The following is a 17,403-nucleotide window of genomic DNA, read 5'->3' as shown; positions in this document are numbered from 1 at the left end:
TAAAATAGATAACATACTCGTAATTTAGCCTATTTTATCTTGAGGTTGAATACTCCATTTTCAAGAATTGGGTAAAAAAACGATAATATTCACTTAACACCCACAAAAAAAATCAGACACTTTGTATTGTAAAATGAAAGGCATAAATATAATAAAAATGATAACTTGTGAACCATTGAGTATAGGTACTTTTTTTTAGCTTAATCAAACGATAACTCTTGAGAAAACCAACTTAGGCGAATTAACGAGCAACATAGTGAACAATATCGCAACAAAGGAAAAAAAATCAATACGCTGTCAGGAGTGTGATCACCTCGTGACACTACCTCTCACATTGAAGCGTGGAGAGGATGCCTATTGCCCACGTTGCCAAGCCAAACTCGCATCTTATCGATATTGGTCATTAACTCGTCTACTTATTCTCTCTATTACAATGCTTATTTTGGCATCAATAGCATTTACTCAGCCACTAATTAAAATTCATCTATTAGGCACGATGATAACGGCGAATGTGCTTGACGGTATTCGCATGATGTCAGAGCAAGGCTCTCCTCTTACAGCAACGATGGTAGCTTTTTGTGCTATTGCTGCACCACTTAGCCTCCCCATCGCTATTTTATATCTTCATTTAGGATCTCGCTTACGCCTTAATCTTCGCCCAGTCTTATTAATGTTAGGGAAATTAAAAGAATGGGTAATGTTAGATGTCTATTTGATTGGTCTTGGTGTTGCAACAATAAAATTAGGTGACTATGCAACCGTCTATATTGGCAATGGCTTAATTGCTTTTGTTTCTTTAATGATACTCAGCTTATTAATGCTAATTAACATTAATATGGACCAACTTTGGCAACGCTTTTATCCACAAAAAGAAATAGAAAAAAGCCCTGCGACTTGCCATGCTTGTCATTATCATTTTAAAAGAACACCATCAACACACTGCCCACGTTGTAAATCTTGCTATACCCCAAGACAACCAATGAGTTTACAAAAAACATGGGCGGCATTAATTTCAGCAATAATTTTACTCATACCTGCAAATTTATTACCTATTTCTATTTTCTATTTAAATGGTCGACGTAGTGAAGACACTATTTTTTCAGGTGTGCTTTCCTTAGTGAATTCAGGCAATACTCCGATCGCAGTTATTGTTTTTATTGCCAGTGTTTTTGTGCCTTTTTTCAAAATTATAATTATGCTGGGCTTATTATTAAGCATTCATTTTAATTCTCGTATTGACCCCCTACTTCGAATGAAACTATACCGTTTTGTCTCTTGGATAGGTCGATGGTCAATGCTTGATCTCTTTGTGATTGGGCTGATGATGTCATTGATTAATCGAGATCAATTGATGACTTTCACAATGGGACCAGCGGCTTTTTATTTTGGTACTGCGGTTATTCTTACTATCCTTGCCGTTGAATGGTTGGATAGTCGTTTACTATGGGATACTTATGCAACAAGAAGAAAACGACGTTCAGGACACACAAGCCCAAATACGCCGTAAGCGTAAAATTTCGACATTTTGGCTACTCCCTGTTATCGCCATTTTTATTGCTAGTTGGTTGCTTTTCCAACATTGGCAAGATAAAGGCGTACAAATCACGATTGATTTTCAATCCGCATCAGGAATTGTCTCTGGCAGAACACCTATTCGTTATCAAGGCGTTGATGTGGGTCTTGTTAAAGATGTCACTTTAAGCGATGACTTACGTCGAGTTATTGTTACAGCTGATATCCGCAAAGATCTCGCGACTACACTGCGCAAAAACACACAGTTTTGGTTAGTTACACCTAAAGCCAGCCTTTCTGGCGTATCTGGGCTCGATGCTTTAGTTGGTGGTAACTATATCAGCATGTTACCGGGTGACGGTGAAAAGCAGTTTAAATTTATTGCTCAGGAAGTTCGTCCTCAAGCTAATATTGATAAAAATCAGCAGTTAATAACGCTAACGACAGAGAAACTGGGATCACTCAATGTTGACTCTCAAGTTTATTATCGCCAAGTTCCTGTTGGTAAAGTATATAGCTATGCGATTCGCCCTGATAATCAAGGCATTTTTATTGAACTTAGTATTGATAAACAATACGCCCACTTAATTCGCCAAGATAGTCATTTTTGGAACGTCTCGGGCTTTCAAGGTAATTTCAATTTAAAAAGTGGCGTATCAGTGAAAATGGAAAGTGTTTCTGCTTTAATCAATGGCGCAATTGCGTTTGATTCCCCAGAAAACAGCCCTCCAGCACAAGAAAACCAGCAATTTGTTTTACAATCAGCAACCTCCGTAGATGCGGGTAAAGCAATATATGGCGAAGATGGATTAATCATTTCTCTAACCAGTGAAGAAAGTTGGGGCGTCGATGCAGGACAACCTATTCTTTTTAGAGGAATTACTATTGGACAAATCATTCAGCGTAATATGAGTGATGATGGGGTTATTTTTGATGCAATTATTGCCCCTGAATATAAACATTATATTTATGAAAATAGTAAATTTGTTGCCAATAGCCGAATTAACGTCAATATGGGTCTAAATGGCATTGAAGTTCAAGGTGCGACACCTCAAGAATGGCTTGAAGGAGGCATTCATCTTATTCAAGGTACTAAAGGAACACCTAAAGAACAGTATCGCCTTTATCGTAACGACTTTTTTGCTAAAGCCAGTGTTGATGGTAATGAATTACCCGTGACACTCACTTTAAAAGCATCAAGCCTTCCTGGGATACAAAAAGGTTCAGTGGTTCTTTATCATCAATTCCAAGTCGGTGAAATTACTGATGTTCGACCTTTGATGGATGAATTTGATATTGATGTTTATATTTCAAAGCAATATCGCCATCTGCTTACAGAAAAGAGTGTATTTTGGACTGAAGGGGCAGCTAAAGTCTCTGTTAATGGCTCAGGATTAACTGTTGAAGCAACACCACTAAATCGCGCATTAAAAGGCGCAATCAGTTTTGATAATTTCGAAAATATCAATAATAACGTTTCACGTTACAAACTCTATCCATCAGAAACTAGCGCACGAGCTATCGGTGCTCAAATTACTTTAAAAACATATGACGCAAGCAAACTCTCTGAAGGAATGCCTATTCGTTATTTAGGCATTGATATTGGACAAGTCGAATCATTAATCCTTTCACCAGATAGAAAAGCAGTGACTGTATCTGCTGTTCTCTACCCTGATTATGTCAAAACCTTTGCGAGATCAGGCAGTCGCTTCGCTGTTGTTACTCCCGAATTAACAGCATCAGGATTAGATAACTTAGATTCACTTATACAACCTTATATTAAAGCAGAACCAGGCAATGGTGGCGTATATCGTCAATTTGAATTGCAAACATCTAACATTACAGACTCACGCTATCTCGATGGATTAAACCTTGTGTTAAATGCCACTGAAGCGGGTTCGGTACAAATTGGTACACCAATTTACTACCGTGGTCTTGAAGTTGGCGCCGTAACAGGTCTTGAACTAGGAAACATGTCTGACAGAGTATTAATTCACATCCGTATTAGTAAAAAATACCAATACCTAGTTCGAAATAATACTGAGTTTTGGCTCTCATCGGGATATAACTTCTCGTTTGGTTTAACTGGCGGCGTTATTCGTAGTGGTACATTCAAGCAATTTATACGCGGGGGGATCACTTTTGCAACCCCCCCTTCCACACCATTACAAGCGAAAGCAAAACAGGAACAGAATTTCATTTTAAATGATAAAGAACCCAAAGATTGGGATGAATGGGGAACAGCAATACCTAAACCTTAAAAATTAGACAATTCTGCCCTATTTCAGATAATTTATTTAAAGCGGATCACAAAAAATGATCCGCTTTTTTTATTTCCAAAAAATATTTTGGAAATAGATTCCATTTATACTATGCTTAATTTTGTTCGGTCAAAAAGCATTCTTTAAAATAAATGCCACCAACAAAACACAACAGAACACAACACGACATCGCTTAATCCGGAGTTTTATTATGAAAAAGACAACGTTGAAAATTGCTTGCTATGAAATTGAAGATATTACTTTGAAACACTCTTCTGATAACCAATTAACTTATATTCATATTCCATGTGATTATGACAAAGAGTTTTGCATGCAATTAGATGGATGGGATGAAAACACAAGTATTCCAGCCCAATTAAAAGATAAAAATATTCTGCTTTATCGTCATGCTTATGATAAAGATAATCACCACTGGATCTTAAAAGTGGCATAACGAGATGCTAAAGCGAAATAACATAAAAAAAGCCAGATAAATCATTTATCTGGCTTAGGGAAATGGCTCATTGCGAGCCGTGCGCTAAAAAGTAATTGTTGATTACTGCATAAACAAAAATCGAGGACTAACTCAGACTTTTCTATCTCACAACCTACTGTTAAATATTAGCTAACAATATGTAAAGATCCAGTAAACAAACTAGTAGCACACCATTTTCTATTCAAAAAATCTTTGCTTTTAATTTTTATCATTTAAATCAATACGATAAAAATAAAAAATCTTAGTCATATTATCAATCACTTGATTAATTACTCTCACAGAGCAACTTAATCGCATTCTGTATCACTTCTACTGATTTTTTCTTTTCAGGTGCATTAGGATCTGGCAGTAAAATAACATCAATTAACTGTGCTTTTACTTTCCCACTTTCCATTTGTTTCATTGCAATTTCATTAAGTGGATACTGCATCAGTGTTGCTGGATTAATCACAAACCAAGCACCATCAGCACGGCAATTGAGCATCACTTCTTCTCGAGTAAATGGCCAATCGTCACCAAATTGAAGTTTACTGACCGTTGAAATAGGTGCCGCCGAGAATGCTTGAAAAGAGAAAAGCATTAACATTCCCGCTAATAAAAAACGTTTCATGTGGATGTCTCACTTAAGAAATTAGGTTTTTTCGATTATATAACAATCTATACGGGTGAGTTAATCGCAAAGATGGCTACAGTAAAAATAACCATTGTTCCAAGTAATAGTTCAAACCAACTATTTACTAGCAACCATTGAAAGTTATTTTTCTTACGGATATGAGGAACTAAGACATAACGATTGATTACAGCTAGGCCAAGCATTAACACCACTAAGCTAATTTTAAGCCATAACATACTTTGATATTCAGATGATAATTGTACTGCTGGCCATTCTGGAATTAACATAACGGCACTGATAACACCAGTAATAATAACCAATAAAACAGCAATATGACCAAAAAGTGAAAACCGCTTCATTGTACTAATGATAGGTTTGATCATTCCATCTGCAAGCTCGTCTTTATTCCGTAAAAATTGCAAACAAGCGACAAATGGCCATAAACCACCAAACCAATAGGCAGCACTAATAAGATGAATACTTTGGTTAACTTTGTAAAATATCGCTTCTGATCCTGCAAACATGGCACCATGACCAATTGATGCATGTAAGATCAACATAATTGAAGCAACAATTAATAAAGAGAAGTTACGTATATAACGTTGGTGTATAAATAAAACGGCTAATGCAACGATTGCTAATACCAATTGCCATTGCCAAACTTGACCAAATGAAGTACCTAATACCGCTTTCCATATTTCGAATGACCAAGCGTCTTCCCATCCATTTCCCATAATACCAGATTGCACAACCATCCATAAATAAGTCGTAATAAAGACAGTGACAGTACTAATGGCTAATGCAGGGCGCAAACGGACTTGAATAAGAGGAATAAACTTATCTTTTGCAAGAATGGCAGCCGAGAAGCTCAGTCCGAACATAAACATGACTGCCACGAAATGGAAAAAACGGCATAAAATATAAACGTCTTCAGGTGTCATTATTTTACACTAAATTGATAAGAACCTTTTGTCTTGTGCCCATCAACAGAAACAACGTTCCAATTAACTAAATAATTACCTTCTGCTAAATCACTTTCTAAAGGCAATAATAATTTAGTGTTGTTAACAGGATCTAAACTCAGTTTTCCTACGGTAATTTCTTTACCGTCGCTATTAGTGACTTTAATTTTGCTAAAGGCTAATTCAATACCTTCAGAAAAGTCTAGTGTGATAACTTTAGGCGCTTGCGCTTGTTCAATAGCAGCACCTTCAGCAGGTAACTGTGATTTTAAGTGTGCGTGTGCTAATGCTTGTTGGTATGACATACCAAGGAATAAAACAGCAATAGCCGATAATTTACCCCAAGATGTCTTAAGTGTATTTAATGACATAATAACCTCTTAAATTACAGGTGATTTTTTTATTTATGAAAATATTTTATAGCAAATTTACGTCAAGATCTTCGCTTCTTGATATTAGAAATAAAAGGTTGTGAACTAGCACTCAAAATATATGTTATTTAGACCAGTTTCTGTTTCAAATATCACCCATTTTTACACTTTGAGAAAATATAATACCCATATTGACAGTCTAAACAGTTCAATACATAACCAAATACAACTAAAAGTAAAATAACCACTCTGTATAAATAACATGGGGTAGGTATTTTTTAGGGTAAAAAACAGACAATGTAAGTAAGAGAAGAGATAAGAATAGCAACAATAGAAAGGGAGGTAATATAGAAGAATAAAAAACGCCCTGCTATTCATTCACAGCAGAGCGCAATAATTCATTTATTAATTTAAGCTATTTAAAGCTTTATTAATAATTAGACATGTGCAGATGTTGATAATGTGTTCAGATCTTTATCTAACAAGAATAAAGCTTTTCCACTGTCACCAACCATTGCTAATTTATCAAGGATTGATTTGAATAATTTTTCTTCTTCATGCTGCTCTGCAACATACCATTGTAAGAAGTTAAATGTTGAATAATCCTGAGTTGTCATTGCAACATGTGCTAATTTATTAATCTCAGATGTAATATGTTTTTCATGTTCGTAAGTTTTATCGAATAACTCAGATAATGATGAAAACTCAGCAGGTGGAGCTTCAATCGCCCCAAGTAAAGGCATTGCACCTGTATCACTTAAGTAATCAAATAAGCGGTGCATATGTTCCATTTCTTCACGAGAGTGAGCTTTTAAAAATTTAGCAGCCCCATCAAATCCTTTATCGTCGCACCAAGCACTCATTTGCAAATACAGATTTGCCGAATAAAACTCTAGATTTAGCTGTTCATTCAATTTGTTGATCATATCTTGATGTAACATATTTTACGTCCCTTGCGATGAAAATTAACATTATGGATATTATGCACAGTTAAAAATAAAAATATAGCTATTTAAGTGTGCTTTTATTTATTTTTTTCAATTAACTAGCCGTAATAAAAATAAAAACCAATCTCATTTGTAATATGTTTTTAATACTATTAAAAAGCTAAATAGTATTTATTATCATTAAGACAAAACATGTATTTAATCATTGCATAAAACAACCTAACGCATTGAAATATATAAATATAATATTTAACTTTTGACTTTTAATTTTAGCTTTTATATTTATTAACTTTTTCTTTATAATCCAAGAAATTAAAATTAGCATTAAATAAAAATCATATTCCAATCATTAAAAAATATTCAAAAATAAGCTTTACCCTATATCAATAAATATATACAACGTAATATCTACAATAATCATCATTAGAAAAATAAAATATCCTTCTATTACTTGTTATCATTCCCTATTTTTTTATGATTTCTATTTGATATTGCTACATATTTATTTTTCAGACAGCAGTTTTTTTCACTCTTTTCACGTAAAAAAATACATAACTCTCAAAAAATAAAAATAATTCCAATTTTTGTGCAGTTTTTCATTTTGACTGATAAGATTAGTAGGTAACTCATATTTGTATGCACAAAAAGTTAATATAAAAGCCCTAATCATAATAAAAGGTTAATTAGGAGCCACTATGACAAAAACAGTGTTAGTACCCGTTGATTTTACAGAGCTTGGTTTATTAGACAAGGTTGTGTCTCATCTAAAAGCATTGTCTGTCGCTGACAAATTGAATATTCATTTTTTATCAGTCATTCCAAGTTATGAGTCTTTTGTCGGATTTGCATTCGCAGGCCAAGATAGACTAGCAAGTGACAAACAACGTATTGAAATTGCATTATCCACACTAAAAGAAAATTTATCGCACATTGATATTCCCAATAGTACAACTCAATTTTACGTGTCTATAGGCAATCCTCGCGATAAAATTTTAGAAACCGCAAAAAAAATTCAAGCAGAGCTGATTGTCATTGGTTCTCGTAATCCTGGTATGAAAACTTATCTTCTAGGTTCTACCGCATCTTCAGTGGTTAGTTACGCAGAATCATCTGTATTAGTCGTGCGTTAATCACCCACTTCCTGCTTCCATAAGAAATCTGGTATTCGTCATAAGCCAGATTTCTTATTCTTTTCACCATAAAATCCATTCAAAATGATATTTTATTTTATCCTGTTTATTTTTAAGAGTAATTATTAAAAATATATTCTGAAGCAATAAGATAATTATTAAAAAATGGCTAGAAATACAGTCACTTTAATGCTTTTTATATAAACTCTTATATTAATAATCTCTTAATAAATTTATATTGTTCATGATGTTAAATTATGTAAAGATACTTTTCTATTAAGGCTAAATTTAATCAACAGAGTAAAAGGAATTAAAATGAATAAAGAACTTTCTGAAAAATGGCAAGAGCGTTTTTCATTTTTTGATAAATATGGCTCACCTAAAACGCCAGAATTTAAAGCTGCTTATAAAGAACTCTCCTTTGGTAAACGTATTCTTATTGGAATGAATATCTGGGCATTTTTCTTTGGTTTTATTTACTTTCTTATTTTAGGTTTATGGCGCAAGGCATTAACATTATTTGCTATTAATATTGCCATTTTTACTATTATTGGTTTTTTACCTGTAAACAATGGTGTTATCAATGCTGTGGGTATCGCAGTTAACATTTTATGGGCGATAACAGCCAACTATGCATACTACTTAAAAGAAACCAAAAATGATCAAAGTTGGAACCCGTTCGAAGGTGTTCTGTAATAATAAAGGGGCAACGCCCCTTTATTTTCCCTTATATCTTTTTTTTTAATAACACTATATCCTCTTATCCTTATTTCATAGTAATTTTATCCATTACTCTATTTAAATATTTTCATCTAATTTACTAAAATAGAAAATAATGAAATAACACTAAAAGTTCGTTTTTATCTCAGAAGAGCACCTTGTTAATGCGCTATAATTCATTAACGCTAAATTGGGGAAAACGTATGTCTGAACACTTTCAAGGTAAATTTGAAGCTGAACTAAAATATCACCTTCAAAATCCACAAAATTTTATTAATGAATTAAAAAAATCAGGAGCCACATTATTTACACCTGAGAATAAAGAAACAGATTGGTACATGGAACATGATAATACTGAATTTTCAACTGCAACCATCAGTTTATGCGTAAGAAAAATGCTACCCTCAGGAATAAATCTTCTTATCGTTAAAGGCCCTGATTTATCACAATGTGAAGCCGTTCGCATCGAAGATGCAGAAAAAACAGTCTCTATGTTTACGACACTTGGCTACCATTGTATTCTCAATTATACAAAATCAAGAGAAATCTATTTTCTAGATGAGTTTCATATCACGATTGATAAACTAGATAAATTAGGCTCATTTGCCGAGTTTGCTATCATGACGGACGACCAAAGCAAACTATCACTCTACACGGATCAATTAAGACATTTAGCCGCAAAATTTGGTTTTACAGAAAAAGATCTTGAGAAAGATAACTATAAAACACTCATGTTAAACAACCTCAAATCATAAACAATTTTATTCAGTAAACATCTCTATAAAAATAATTAAAAACTTTCTCATCTAAGCATCGATATGCTATCAACAGATATTGATGCTTTGTCATTTCTAATGCTTTTTATCTTACCCACTAACAATAAAAAATGGGGTTTAAATAGAAGATTTATTTGAATCCTATATTTATTACATTTATCCAATAATTTTATTTTCCTTATCTTAAATAAACCTCACTCTTAGTCAAAAAATGTCATTTAGATCTAATTTTAAAGATATTTTTGCAATACCACTTATATTAATACACTGTTTTTACTAGAATTAGTAAAAAAATATATTAACAGGAGGGTTTATGCTTGAAAATTACCTTAATATCTTTATTAAGGCAACTTTTGTTGAGAATATGGCATTAAGTTTCTTTTTAGGAATGTGTACTTTTCTTGCTGTTTCTAAAGAAGTAAAAACCTCATTAAAACTAGGTCTTACTGTTACTGTCTTACTTATTATTGCTACACCTATCAACAACTTAATCTATCATTTTATCCTAAAGAAAGACGCGATAGTTGAAGGTATTGATCTTAGCTTTCTTAGATATATTACTTTTATTGGCGTTTTAGCGGCACTAGTTCAAATTTTAGAAATGTTTTTAGATAAATTTATCCCTTCACTTTATCATTCATTAGGGATCTTTTTGCCTTTATTGACTATTCATTGTGCTATCTTTGGTGCCACCATTTTTATGGTTGAACGTGATTACACCTTTACTGAATCAGTGATATATGGTGCAGGATGTGGCATAGGTTGGTTACTTGCAATTATAGCTCTCTCAGGTTTACGTGAAAAAATGAAATATTCAGACATTCCGAAAGGATTGAGAGGATTAGGGATCACATTTATCACAGTAGGATTAATGTCACTTGGTTTTATGTCATTCTCTGGCATTTCACTTTAATAACTTGTTTTTATCTTTAATATTATGTGAAATTTTCATACATCATTAGGATCATTCCCGATGTGATCTTTATTTATAGGCGGAGGGATTATAGCCCTTCCGCTTATAGCGATTTCGTCTGATTTCTTATTTTTTATCTATTTCAATCTTTTTATTTCTCTCTCATTTATAACGTTAAGTTCTCTTATTTGTTCTATTAAATAAACAAAAAATAATTTAATTTATTGCTGTTTTAATCATTATTAATTTTTTATTTTATAAATAGAAACACTGGCATTATTTAAATCTAATTGTTCAAAAATCAACTAGTCAATCACATAAAGTTAATAATAAATCAACAGGTTAACTATATTCCACGAAGGTGATCTCTTTTATATCATTTTTATTATTTATCTTTAACTTTTAATATTTAAGAAAAATTAATTAAAAATCAAAGTGTTACAAAACAAATAAATACATTTAATAAATTTATTAATCAGAACAATAAATAAGCATAAAGAATATTTATAAAATGCCGATACTATTTTTTAGTATTTGAAAAAATCAAAAGGATATATGGCATTAAATCAAAGAGTGACCTAAAAACATATTTTCATTTGTTTTTTAATTCTTTGTCTATACCAGTTACAGGAAGTAAAAATAAAACTTAAAAATCAATAAATTACACAGTTATATTTTTATGAAAAAGGAAATAACATTACATGTTTAAGAACTTCAAACAACGTTATTTGCCAAACGTCTCTTTTAATATGTCGAGTTTAAAAACAACCACCCTAGTTTGGCTTATTACAGGCTCTTTAATCTTACTTCTTGGGCTAGCTTGTGTTTTATTTCTCTCTTCAGTTAATGATTACAAGAGAAACTTAAACACACTAAATAATATCTACCATGAACAATCACTACTAAGCAATACTTGGGAAAATCTACTACAAACACGTAATACCTTAAATAGGGCTAGTTCTCGCCACTTATTAATCATTAATAAAATGGCTACCGCAAATACTGACATCTCCTCATTATTACAACAAACTAAAGAAAAACTTCAGCACGTTGAAAATGGATGGGAAAGTTTCAAGAATTTTCCTCATAATGTTGAAGATCAAAGTTATATACAACAATTAGAGCAGAAATATACTGAGCTTAATGCCGCGCTCATTGAATTTTTAGCCTTTCTAGAACAAGGCAAAACATACGAGTATTTAAATCAACCAACACAAACCTATCAAGACAATTTTGAGCAAGCCTATACTAACTATCATCAACAGCTAGAAAATTATTACACGGCTTCATTGGATGAAGGAGAATTACTGTACGATAAAATTATTTATAGCTTAATCGCTATTTCAATATTAATTGTTATTTTTTCTTTCTTAGTTCAAGTTGTACTACGAAAAAACTTTATTTCACCTTTAAACGCTATAATGAAAAATATCGAAGATATTAGTAATGGAGAATTAGCGACCGATGTCACCACAAAAGGTCTATATGAAATAAATATTCTCACTGCCAATATTCAAAAAATGCGAGATCAGATAAAACGGATCGTCAATAACATCAATCACAGCTCAGGTCTTATTAATTCAGAATTAAGTGATATTGCTGTTATGAACAATAATCTTGCTATTCGTGTTGAACAACAGTCAGCAGCTGTACTCGAAACCTCCGCAGGAATACGACAATTAAGCGTTACATCAAAACAACATGCAGAAAATACACAAGCATCATGTGAGCTAGTAACAAAAACAGATACGATGATCCATCAAAGCAATGAAATGCTCGCTAACGTTGTTGAAAATATGCATGAAGTTGTCACGTTCTCTGAACAAATAAACGACATTACCTCTACAATCGATAATATCGCCTTCCAAACAAACCTATTGGCTTTAAATGCTGCCGTAGAAGCGGCAAGAGTCGGTGAACACGGAAAAGGTTTTGCTGTTGTTGCTAAAGAAGTAAGAGAATTATCTATTAGCTGTAATTTGGCATCAAAAGAGATAAAAGTACTTGTCGCTAATTCAAGTAAAAAAATAAATCAGTGTTTTCAGCTAGCCGCTGACGCAAACGATAATATGGTAGATATTTCTAAACATACTGAAAATATTAATGAAATGATCCACGATATTTCTATTTCTACAAATGAACAAAGTAATGGTATTGCCCAAATTGAAGATGCAATAAATCAATTAGATCAAACCACACAAGCTAACTCAACAATGACACGAGAATTAGTCAGTTCATTAGATTCTTTGCAAACACAATCAGATAGACTAAAACAAGAATTAACTGTTTTTCATCAGTAAATGTTAAGTCTACTCACAGCATAAAAGCTATCTTAATCTTAGGATAGCTTTCTTATTATTGATTTAACCCAATATTAAAAATGGCTAAATTCAGGGATCTCTTTTTTACCATGTGACTCTAGAAAATCTAATACCCTTCTTGGAGTTACATTTAATATACGCTCTTGTGGAAAATCTATTTGAGCTAATACTTCTAATACTCGATCAAAATTTCCTAGTGAAGAAGCAATGTGTGAGTCAGAGCCTAGTGCAATTAATCCTCCTGCATCACGCACTGCTTTCGCTATTTCTATGCAATTCTTCTCACTTCCTACTCTAGAATGAATAAATGATGAGTTATTCATTTCTAAAGCAACGTTGTAAGTAGCAGCTGCTTTTGCAACTTCAGCAATATCTATTGGATATTTCGGATTCCCTGGATGCGTAATCATTTGGACACAGCCACTTGCTATTGTTGCAATTAACGCTTTTGTATTATCAACAAGGCCTAATGAACTCATTACTGGATCATGAAAACCAGCAAGTACAATATCTAATTTCTTGCTCATTTTCTCACTACAATCTGTTTCACCTTTAATATTTTTAATATTCGCTTCTATACCATAAAGAATACCAACACCATCAATAATACGAGGGATCACAGGTAAGTTAGAAAAATGCCATTCATGAGGTGCATCATCCATATCTGGGCCATGATCAGTAATTGCAAACAACTGAATTCCCTGCTTTTTAGCTTGCTGGAAATATTCACTAACTGTACTGTAAGCATGTGTACTAGCAATAGTATGAGCATGTAAATCAACGGGATACATAAACAACTCCTTTCTAAAAACACCTTATGAACATCGATAAGATGGCTTTTATTGAATATAAGATCTATCTAGAATTAATTATCAATTCCAGTAAAAATACGTAATAACCAACAAGCAATGTACTATCTACTGCACTTTTTCTCACATTAGCAAGAAATGAAGATAAATTTTAATAAATATGCTTTAATCTTTAACATACTATTTAATATCAAATAGATAAATAGAGTTTCACTTTAGTACTATACACAGGGATTTTGAAAACACATTATATTGTGTAATTTCATGTTAAACCTAGTTTTCAACTTTATAAAAGGCTATTTATGTTCAACTATCCAGCAGTCGCTCATTTTGATAAAGAAAGTGAAACTTACGAAATTACCTACCGTGATTTTGATAATATACACGCTGTTGCTTATACAGAAGATGATATTGAACTAGAAGCCTCTGATATTTTACATGTGGGTCTTGAGGAGTTTATTGCGAGTAAACAGCCTATTCCTGCTCCATCCAAAGCCCAAGATGGTGATTTTATTGTCTACTTACCTCTTATTAGCTGTTTAAAAATTGCATTACATAATGCGATGTTAGAAACAAAGACAAAAAAATCCGATCTTGCAAGAAAGATGAATTTAACGAGTGCGCAAATAGAGCGTTTACTTGAAATTAATCAAACCTCAAAAGTAGATAGTCTAGAGCAAGCACTTTATTTATTAGGCTATGCTATTTCTGTCAGCGTTAATAAAGATATTAACCAACAATAATAAAAAAAATAAAAATGGCTCTAAATTGATTAGAGCCATTCGTACTAGATTATTTCACAACAAGCATACAGGATAATTAAAGCTTTTTACTTGCTAAGAAATTCGCATGGTTTGTATAAATAGCGATGATATCTTCACCACGCCCTACTAACCCAGCAACCTGATTTACCATATCCAGATGATCTTCAGCATAATTATCTTTGATCAGTTTACCTAATCGCATACTTGTACGACCTACCAAGCCATCATTTTCACGCTCAGTAAAGAATGCACTTAATACACGCATTGCGGCATGAGTAGGATCCAGTAAATTACCTCTTTCACCAGCAATCAAACCTTGGATATAGCTACCAAATGAATAGTAATGAACACCATTTACGATTTCTTTACCTTCACCACCACGAACAGCTGGCAACCCTTGTGGGTACTTTTTATTAAATTCAGTTACATTTTCAGTTGTTAACGCTTCTAATGCAGCGACAGCATCTTGTGGATTGCCACGATTACCTGAAAATGCAGAAATAATAGTACCAATAGCTTTCATTACTGCATCAGCAATATATTCTGGCACACTATCCTTGCGCATAATACGTCGTACTAAATCTGCAATTTCTGAACCGTGGTTTACACCATTAACAGAAGTAACAGAAGCAATGCTCTTCGCATGTTTTGCAGCAACATAACGGCAAGCTAATGGGCCTTGGCTATGACCGATTAAATTTACTTTTTTGGCTTTCGTTTCTTTGAGAATTTTTTGCACAAATTCCCAAAGTTGTTCACCACGAACTTCGTTAGAGTTAAATGCAGAAAGAGATGCGGTGAAAACTTTATGGCCATCTTTTTCTAAGGCATCGGCGATACCATAAAAATAAGGATAACCGACGATATCATCAAAACCAGATAAACCATGAACTAAAATAATTGGATATGTAGTTGACATATTTTCCACTCCTTGGGTTTAAATTAATCTATTTAATTTGCTAAACATCCTATTAGCAATACTTAAAACAACACTTAGAATACAAAGTTTAAAATACAACTTTGAAGTACAAAAATTATAGTAAGCATCGTATTTTTATACCTTAATTGTTCTAAGTGTTTTTAGCTTAATCTTTATTTTACGATCGTAAAGCATTATTTTAATTTTTTATTTATAGTCTTAATTAGCACCCGAGAAAATCAGCATACCTTCAATCATACCTTCTGCTTTTTTCAGTTTTTTTCCAATATATGTATCCGAACATTGATCATATTTTGCAAGCTGAATAAACGTTTTACCAAAAACATAATAATTAATAAGCAACTGATAGTCCTCTTTATTGTGCGCCATCAATCTTTTCATTAAGTCATTAATAATATTAGCATTATGATGAGTACATTTTTTTCTTAACTTTATACGCCCTGGAATAATTTCTTTATTATTCAATAGATTAATGGCATTTTGATCATTAGCCACCCATGATCCCCACGCTTCTAAAGTTTTTGAAATATTTTCCATATTAACATCCTTATTTTCCATAAAGTAATAATCGCATCCTGCAATCATTTGATAATAATCCATTAACACTTAATGAATATTGATATTAATATAGTGAACAACGTGTAATTTACAACTCTGGTTTATAAAGATATTGAGTTTTTAACTTAATTTATTGATAGGAATGAAAAATAAAATAGATGCAACTAGCCACTTTAATTAAAAATTAAATTATTTTTAAATTATAAAAATATTTTCTCTTAAAATGGCTATAAATATAAAAGAGTAGCAATTATGGTAATACTTCTTCTGGACGTAAAGTGAGTACTTCATACCCTGTTGCTGTTACCAAAATAGTATGTTCTGATTGAGCAGATAACTTTTTATCTCTTGTTACAACAGTCCAACCATCTTTCTTAGTTTTTATTTTAGCGCCGCCTTGATTTATCATTGGCTCAATCGTAAAAGTCATGCCTTCTTTTAATTCAACGCCCTGTCCTTTTATACCATAATGTAGTACCTGTGGCGCTTCATGCATTTCTCTTCCTATTCCATGCCCACAGTATTCTCTCACTACACTATATCCATGACTTTGTGCAAAGCTTTGAATAGCATGACCAATATCGCCTAATGTCGCACCTGGTTTTACTTCCTTAATACCTTCCCACATTGCTTGATACGTTGTTTTTGCTAATTTACGCGCAATAGGAGATGCCTCTGGCATAATATACATTTTACTAGAGTCAGCAATGAATCCATTTTTTTCTAGTGTGATATCAACATTAACAATATCTTTGCTTTTAAGGCGCTCATCTGCTTTTGGTACACCATGACAAACAACTTCATTGATAGATGTATTTAGCACATACTCATAACCATATTGACCTTTACTTGCTGGTCTTGATTGAAGTTCATTGACAATAAAATCATCAACTTTATCGTTAATCTCTAGTGTAGAAACACCGGGTACAATAAAATCATCAAGCATTGTAAAAACTTTCGCCAATAAACGCCCTGACTCACGCATTAATTCAATTTCATCAGCCGTTTTAATCGTTATTTTATCCACTCTTCTTTCCTCTTATTCTACGTCTTGCTTGATGGCTTCTTTTTCCAGCATTTCATTGATAATCATTGGAAATGTCTTATCTGGGTTTAATTCTGCTTGAATGCCAATTTTTATCCAAAACTCTGCCTGAGCATTAACAGAGCGTGACATCACATTACTTGCTTTTCGCAAGTACTCATGTAATTCATCAGAAATTTTTACAATACCCACGCCAATCCTTATATACAAATCATAATAAAACATATACGTTCTATAATAGAATCAAACTCTTCTTCTTTCAATT

At 32.8% G+C, this 17,403-nt stretch carries 18 protein-coding genes; 9 read left to right on the top strand and 9 right to left on the bottom strand.

Annotation, left to right across the window (positions count from 1 at the left end; genetic code table 11):
* Window positions 1-256 precede the first annotated feature (256 nt).
* The 3 genes from yebS (at window position 257) to JEP71_RS00195 (ending at window position 4,227) form a co-directional block, all read left to right on the top strand.
* Window positions 257-1,507: a membrane integrity lipid transport subunit YebS gene (yebS, locus tag JEP71_RS00205; protein ID WP_198619650.1), complete on the top strand. Its 1,251-nt coding sequence runs from the start codon at window positions 257-259 to the stop codon at window positions 1,505-1,507.
* The gene (locus tag JEP71_RS00200) at window positions 1,455-3,773 is read left to right on the top strand and encodes a PqiB family protein (RefSeq protein ID WP_198619651.1); all 2,319 of its coding nucleotides are present in this window, start codon (window positions 1,455-1,457) and stop codon (window positions 3,771-3,773) included. The genes yebS and JEP71_RS00200 overlap by 53 nt, the downstream gene beginning before the upstream one ends.
* A 211-nt stretch (window positions 3,774-3,984) precedes the next feature.
* Window positions 3,985-4,227: a DUF1480 family protein gene (locus tag JEP71_RS00195; protein ID WP_023582410.1), complete on the top strand. Its 243-nt coding sequence runs from the start codon at window positions 3,985-3,987 to the stop codon at window positions 4,225-4,227.
* A gap of 307 nt (window positions 4,228-4,534) precedes the next feature.
* Here the strand turns inward: JEP71_RS00195 and JEP71_RS00190 are convergent, their stop codons facing one another.
* The 4 genes from JEP71_RS00190 to ftnA all read right to left on the bottom strand — a co-directional run bounded on the left by JEP71_RS00190 (window position 4,535) and on the right by ftnA (window position 7,156).
* Complete coding sequence (locus JEP71_RS00190) at window positions 4,535-4,879, bottom strand: YebY family protein (RefSeq protein ID WP_109372534.1); 345 nt, start codon at window positions 4,877-4,879, stop codon at window positions 4,535-4,537.
* Between the two features lie 47 nt (window positions 4,880-4,926).
* Complete coding sequence (gene copD / locus JEP71_RS00185; protein ID WP_198625547.1) at window positions 4,927-5,823, bottom strand: copper homeostasis membrane protein CopD; 897 nt, start codon at window positions 5,821-5,823, stop codon at window positions 4,927-4,929.
* Window positions 5,823-6,215 (bottom strand): copper homeostasis periplasmic binding protein CopC, encoded by a 393-nt coding sequence (copC, locus tag JEP71_RS00180; protein ID WP_023582413.1) that lies wholly within the window; start codon window positions 6,213-6,215, stop codon window positions 5,823-5,825. Before copC ends, copD begins: the two co-directional genes overlap by 1 nt.
* A 437-nt stretch (window positions 6,216-6,652) precedes the next feature.
* The gene (gene ftnA / locus JEP71_RS00175) at window positions 6,653-7,156 is read right to left on the bottom strand and encodes a non-heme ferritin (protein ID WP_075673382.1); all 504 of its coding nucleotides are present in this window, start codon (window positions 7,154-7,156) and stop codon (window positions 6,653-6,655) included.
* 701 nt (window positions 7,157-7,857) lie between these two features.
* Here ftnA and JEP71_RS00170 point away from each other — a divergent pair.
* From JEP71_RS00170 to JEP71_RS00150, 5 genes are all read left to right on the top strand, one after another.
* Window positions 7,858-8,292: a universal stress protein gene (locus JEP71_RS00170; protein WP_072062602.1), complete on the top strand. Its 435-nt coding sequence runs from the start codon at window positions 7,858-7,860 to the stop codon at window positions 8,290-8,292.
* Window positions 8,293-8,607: 315 nt separating this feature from the next.
* Entirely contained in the window at window positions 8,608-8,988 is a 381-nt protein-coding gene (locus JEP71_RS00165) for a DUF2628 domain-containing protein (RefSeq protein WP_023582416.1), read from the top strand.
* Window positions 8,989-9,176: 188 nt separating this feature from the next.
* Window positions 9,177-9,767, top strand: coding sequence for a class IV adenylate cyclase (gene cyaB / locus JEP71_RS00160; protein WP_232797438.1), 591 nt, complete (start codon window positions 9,177-9,179; stop codon window positions 9,765-9,767).
* A gap of 334 nt (window positions 9,768-10,101) precedes the next feature.
* A complete protein-coding gene (nqrE, locus tag JEP71_RS00155; RefSeq protein ID WP_109372536.1) occupies window positions 10,102-10,701 on the top strand; it encodes an NADH:ubiquinone reductase (Na(+)-transporting) subunit E in 600 nt (199 codons plus the stop codon).
* A 701-nt stretch (window positions 10,702-11,402) separates the two neighbouring features.
* Window positions 11,403-13,001: a methyl-accepting chemotaxis protein gene (locus tag JEP71_RS00150; protein ID WP_198625546.1), complete on the top strand. Its 1,599-nt coding sequence runs from the start codon at window positions 11,403-11,405 to the stop codon at window positions 12,999-13,001.
* 74 nt (window positions 13,002-13,075) lie between these two features.
* Here JEP71_RS00150 and JEP71_RS00145 read toward each other — a convergent pair whose 3' ends face one another.
* Window positions 13,076-13,813 (bottom strand): phosphatase, encoded by a 738-nt coding sequence (locus JEP71_RS00145; RefSeq protein WP_109372537.1) that lies wholly within the window; start codon window positions 13,811-13,813, stop codon window positions 13,076-13,078.
* Window positions 13,814-14,133: 320 nt separating this feature from the next.
* On the opposite strand from JEP71_RS00145, the gene JEP71_RS00140 reads away from it, so the two are divergent.
* Window positions 14,134-14,574, top strand: coding sequence for a hypothetical protein (locus JEP71_RS00140; protein ID WP_109372538.1), 441 nt, complete (start codon window positions 14,134-14,136; stop codon window positions 14,572-14,574).
* 76 nt (window positions 14,575-14,650) lie between these two features.
* On the opposite strand, the gene JEP71_RS00135 is transcribed toward JEP71_RS00140, so the two are convergent.
* The 4 genes from JEP71_RS00135 to JEP71_RS00120 all read right to left on the bottom strand — a co-directional run bounded on the left by JEP71_RS00135 (window position 14,651) and on the right by JEP71_RS00120 (window position 17,330).
* Window positions 14,651-15,514 (bottom strand): lipase family alpha/beta hydrolase, encoded by an 864-nt coding sequence (locus JEP71_RS00135; RefSeq protein ID WP_109372539.1) that lies wholly within the window; start codon window positions 15,512-15,514, stop codon window positions 14,651-14,653.
* A gap of 219 nt (window positions 15,515-15,733) precedes the next feature.
* Window positions 15,734-16,072, bottom strand: coding sequence for an antiterminator Q family protein (locus JEP71_RS00130; protein ID WP_198625545.1), 339 nt, complete (start codon window positions 16,070-16,072; stop codon window positions 15,734-15,736).
* A gap of 271 nt (window positions 16,073-16,343) precedes the next feature.
* Window positions 16,344-17,120 carry a type I methionyl aminopeptidase gene (gene map, locus JEP71_RS00125; protein WP_100158067.1) on the bottom strand — a complete coding sequence of 259 codons (777 nt, stop codon included), beginning with the start codon at window positions 17,118-17,120 and terminating at the stop codon, window positions 16,344-16,346.
* Window positions 17,121-17,132: 12 nt separating this feature from the next.
* Window positions 17,133-17,330 (bottom strand): ParD-like family protein, encoded by a 198-nt coding sequence (locus JEP71_RS00120; protein ID WP_109372589.1) that lies wholly within the window; start codon window positions 17,328-17,330, stop codon window positions 17,133-17,135.
* Window positions 17,331-17,403 lie beyond the last annotated feature (73 nt).

The sequence above is a fragment of the Proteus sp. PR00224 genome (assembly GCF_016238105.1).
Taxonomy (GTDB): Bacteria; Pseudomonadota; Gammaproteobacteria; order Enterobacterales; family Enterobacteriaceae; genus Proteus.
This window is presented reverse-complemented; position numbering and strand designations above follow the sequence as displayed.

Bases quoted from the DNA above. Each gene is read 5' to 3' on its own strand.
- JEP71_RS00200 (WP_198619651.1), top strand. From the start codon at position 1,455: ATGCAACAAGAAGAAAACGACGTTCAGGACACACAAGCCCAAATACGC.
- JEP71_RS00195 (WP_023582410.1), top strand. From the start codon at position 3,985: ATGAAAAAGACAACGTTGAAAATTGCTTGCTATGAAATTGAAGATATT.
- JEP71_RS00190 (WP_109372534.1), bottom strand. From the start codon at position 4,879: ATGAAACGTTTTTTATTAGCGGGAATGTTAATGCTTTTCTCTTTTCAA.
- copD (WP_198625547.1), bottom strand. From the start codon at position 5,823: ATGACACCTGAAGACGTTTATATTTTATGCCGTTTTTTCCATTTCGTG.
- copC (WP_023582413.1), bottom strand. From the start codon at position 6,215: ATGTCATTAAATACACTTAAGACATCTTGGGGTAAATTATCGGCTATT.
- ftnA (WP_075673382.1), bottom strand. From the start codon at position 7,156: ATGTTACATCAAGATATGATCAACAAATTGAATGAACAGCTAAATCTA.
- JEP71_RS00170 (WP_072062602.1), top strand. From the start codon at position 7,858: ATGACAAAAACAGTGTTAGTACCCGTTGATTTTACAGAGCTTGGTTTA.
- JEP71_RS00165 (WP_023582416.1), top strand. From the start codon at position 8,608: ATGAATAAAGAACTTTCTGAAAAATGGCAAGAGCGTTTTTCATTTTTT.
- cyaB (WP_232797438.1), top strand. From the start codon at position 9,177: ATGCGCTATAATTCATTAACGCTAAATTGGGGAAAACGTATGTCTGAA.
- nqrE (WP_109372536.1), top strand. From the start codon at position 10,102: ATGCTTGAAAATTACCTTAATATCTTTATTAAGGCAACTTTTGTTGAG.
- JEP71_RS00150 (WP_198625546.1), top strand. From the start codon at position 11,403: ATGTTTAAGAACTTCAAACAACGTTATTTGCCAAACGTCTCTTTTAAT.
- JEP71_RS00145 (WP_109372537.1), bottom strand. From the start codon at position 13,813: ATGTATCCCGTTGATTTACATGCTCATACTATTGCTAGTACACATGCT.
- JEP71_RS00140 (WP_109372538.1), top strand. From the start codon at position 14,134: ATGTTCAACTATCCAGCAGTCGCTCATTTTGATAAAGAAAGTGAAACT.
- JEP71_RS00135 (WP_109372539.1), bottom strand. From the start codon at position 15,514: ATGTCAACTACATATCCAATTATTTTAGTTCATGGTTTATCTGGTTTT.
- JEP71_RS00130 (WP_198625545.1), bottom strand. From the start codon at position 16,072: ATGGAAAATATTTCAAAAACTTTAGAAGCGTGGGGATCATGGGTGGCT.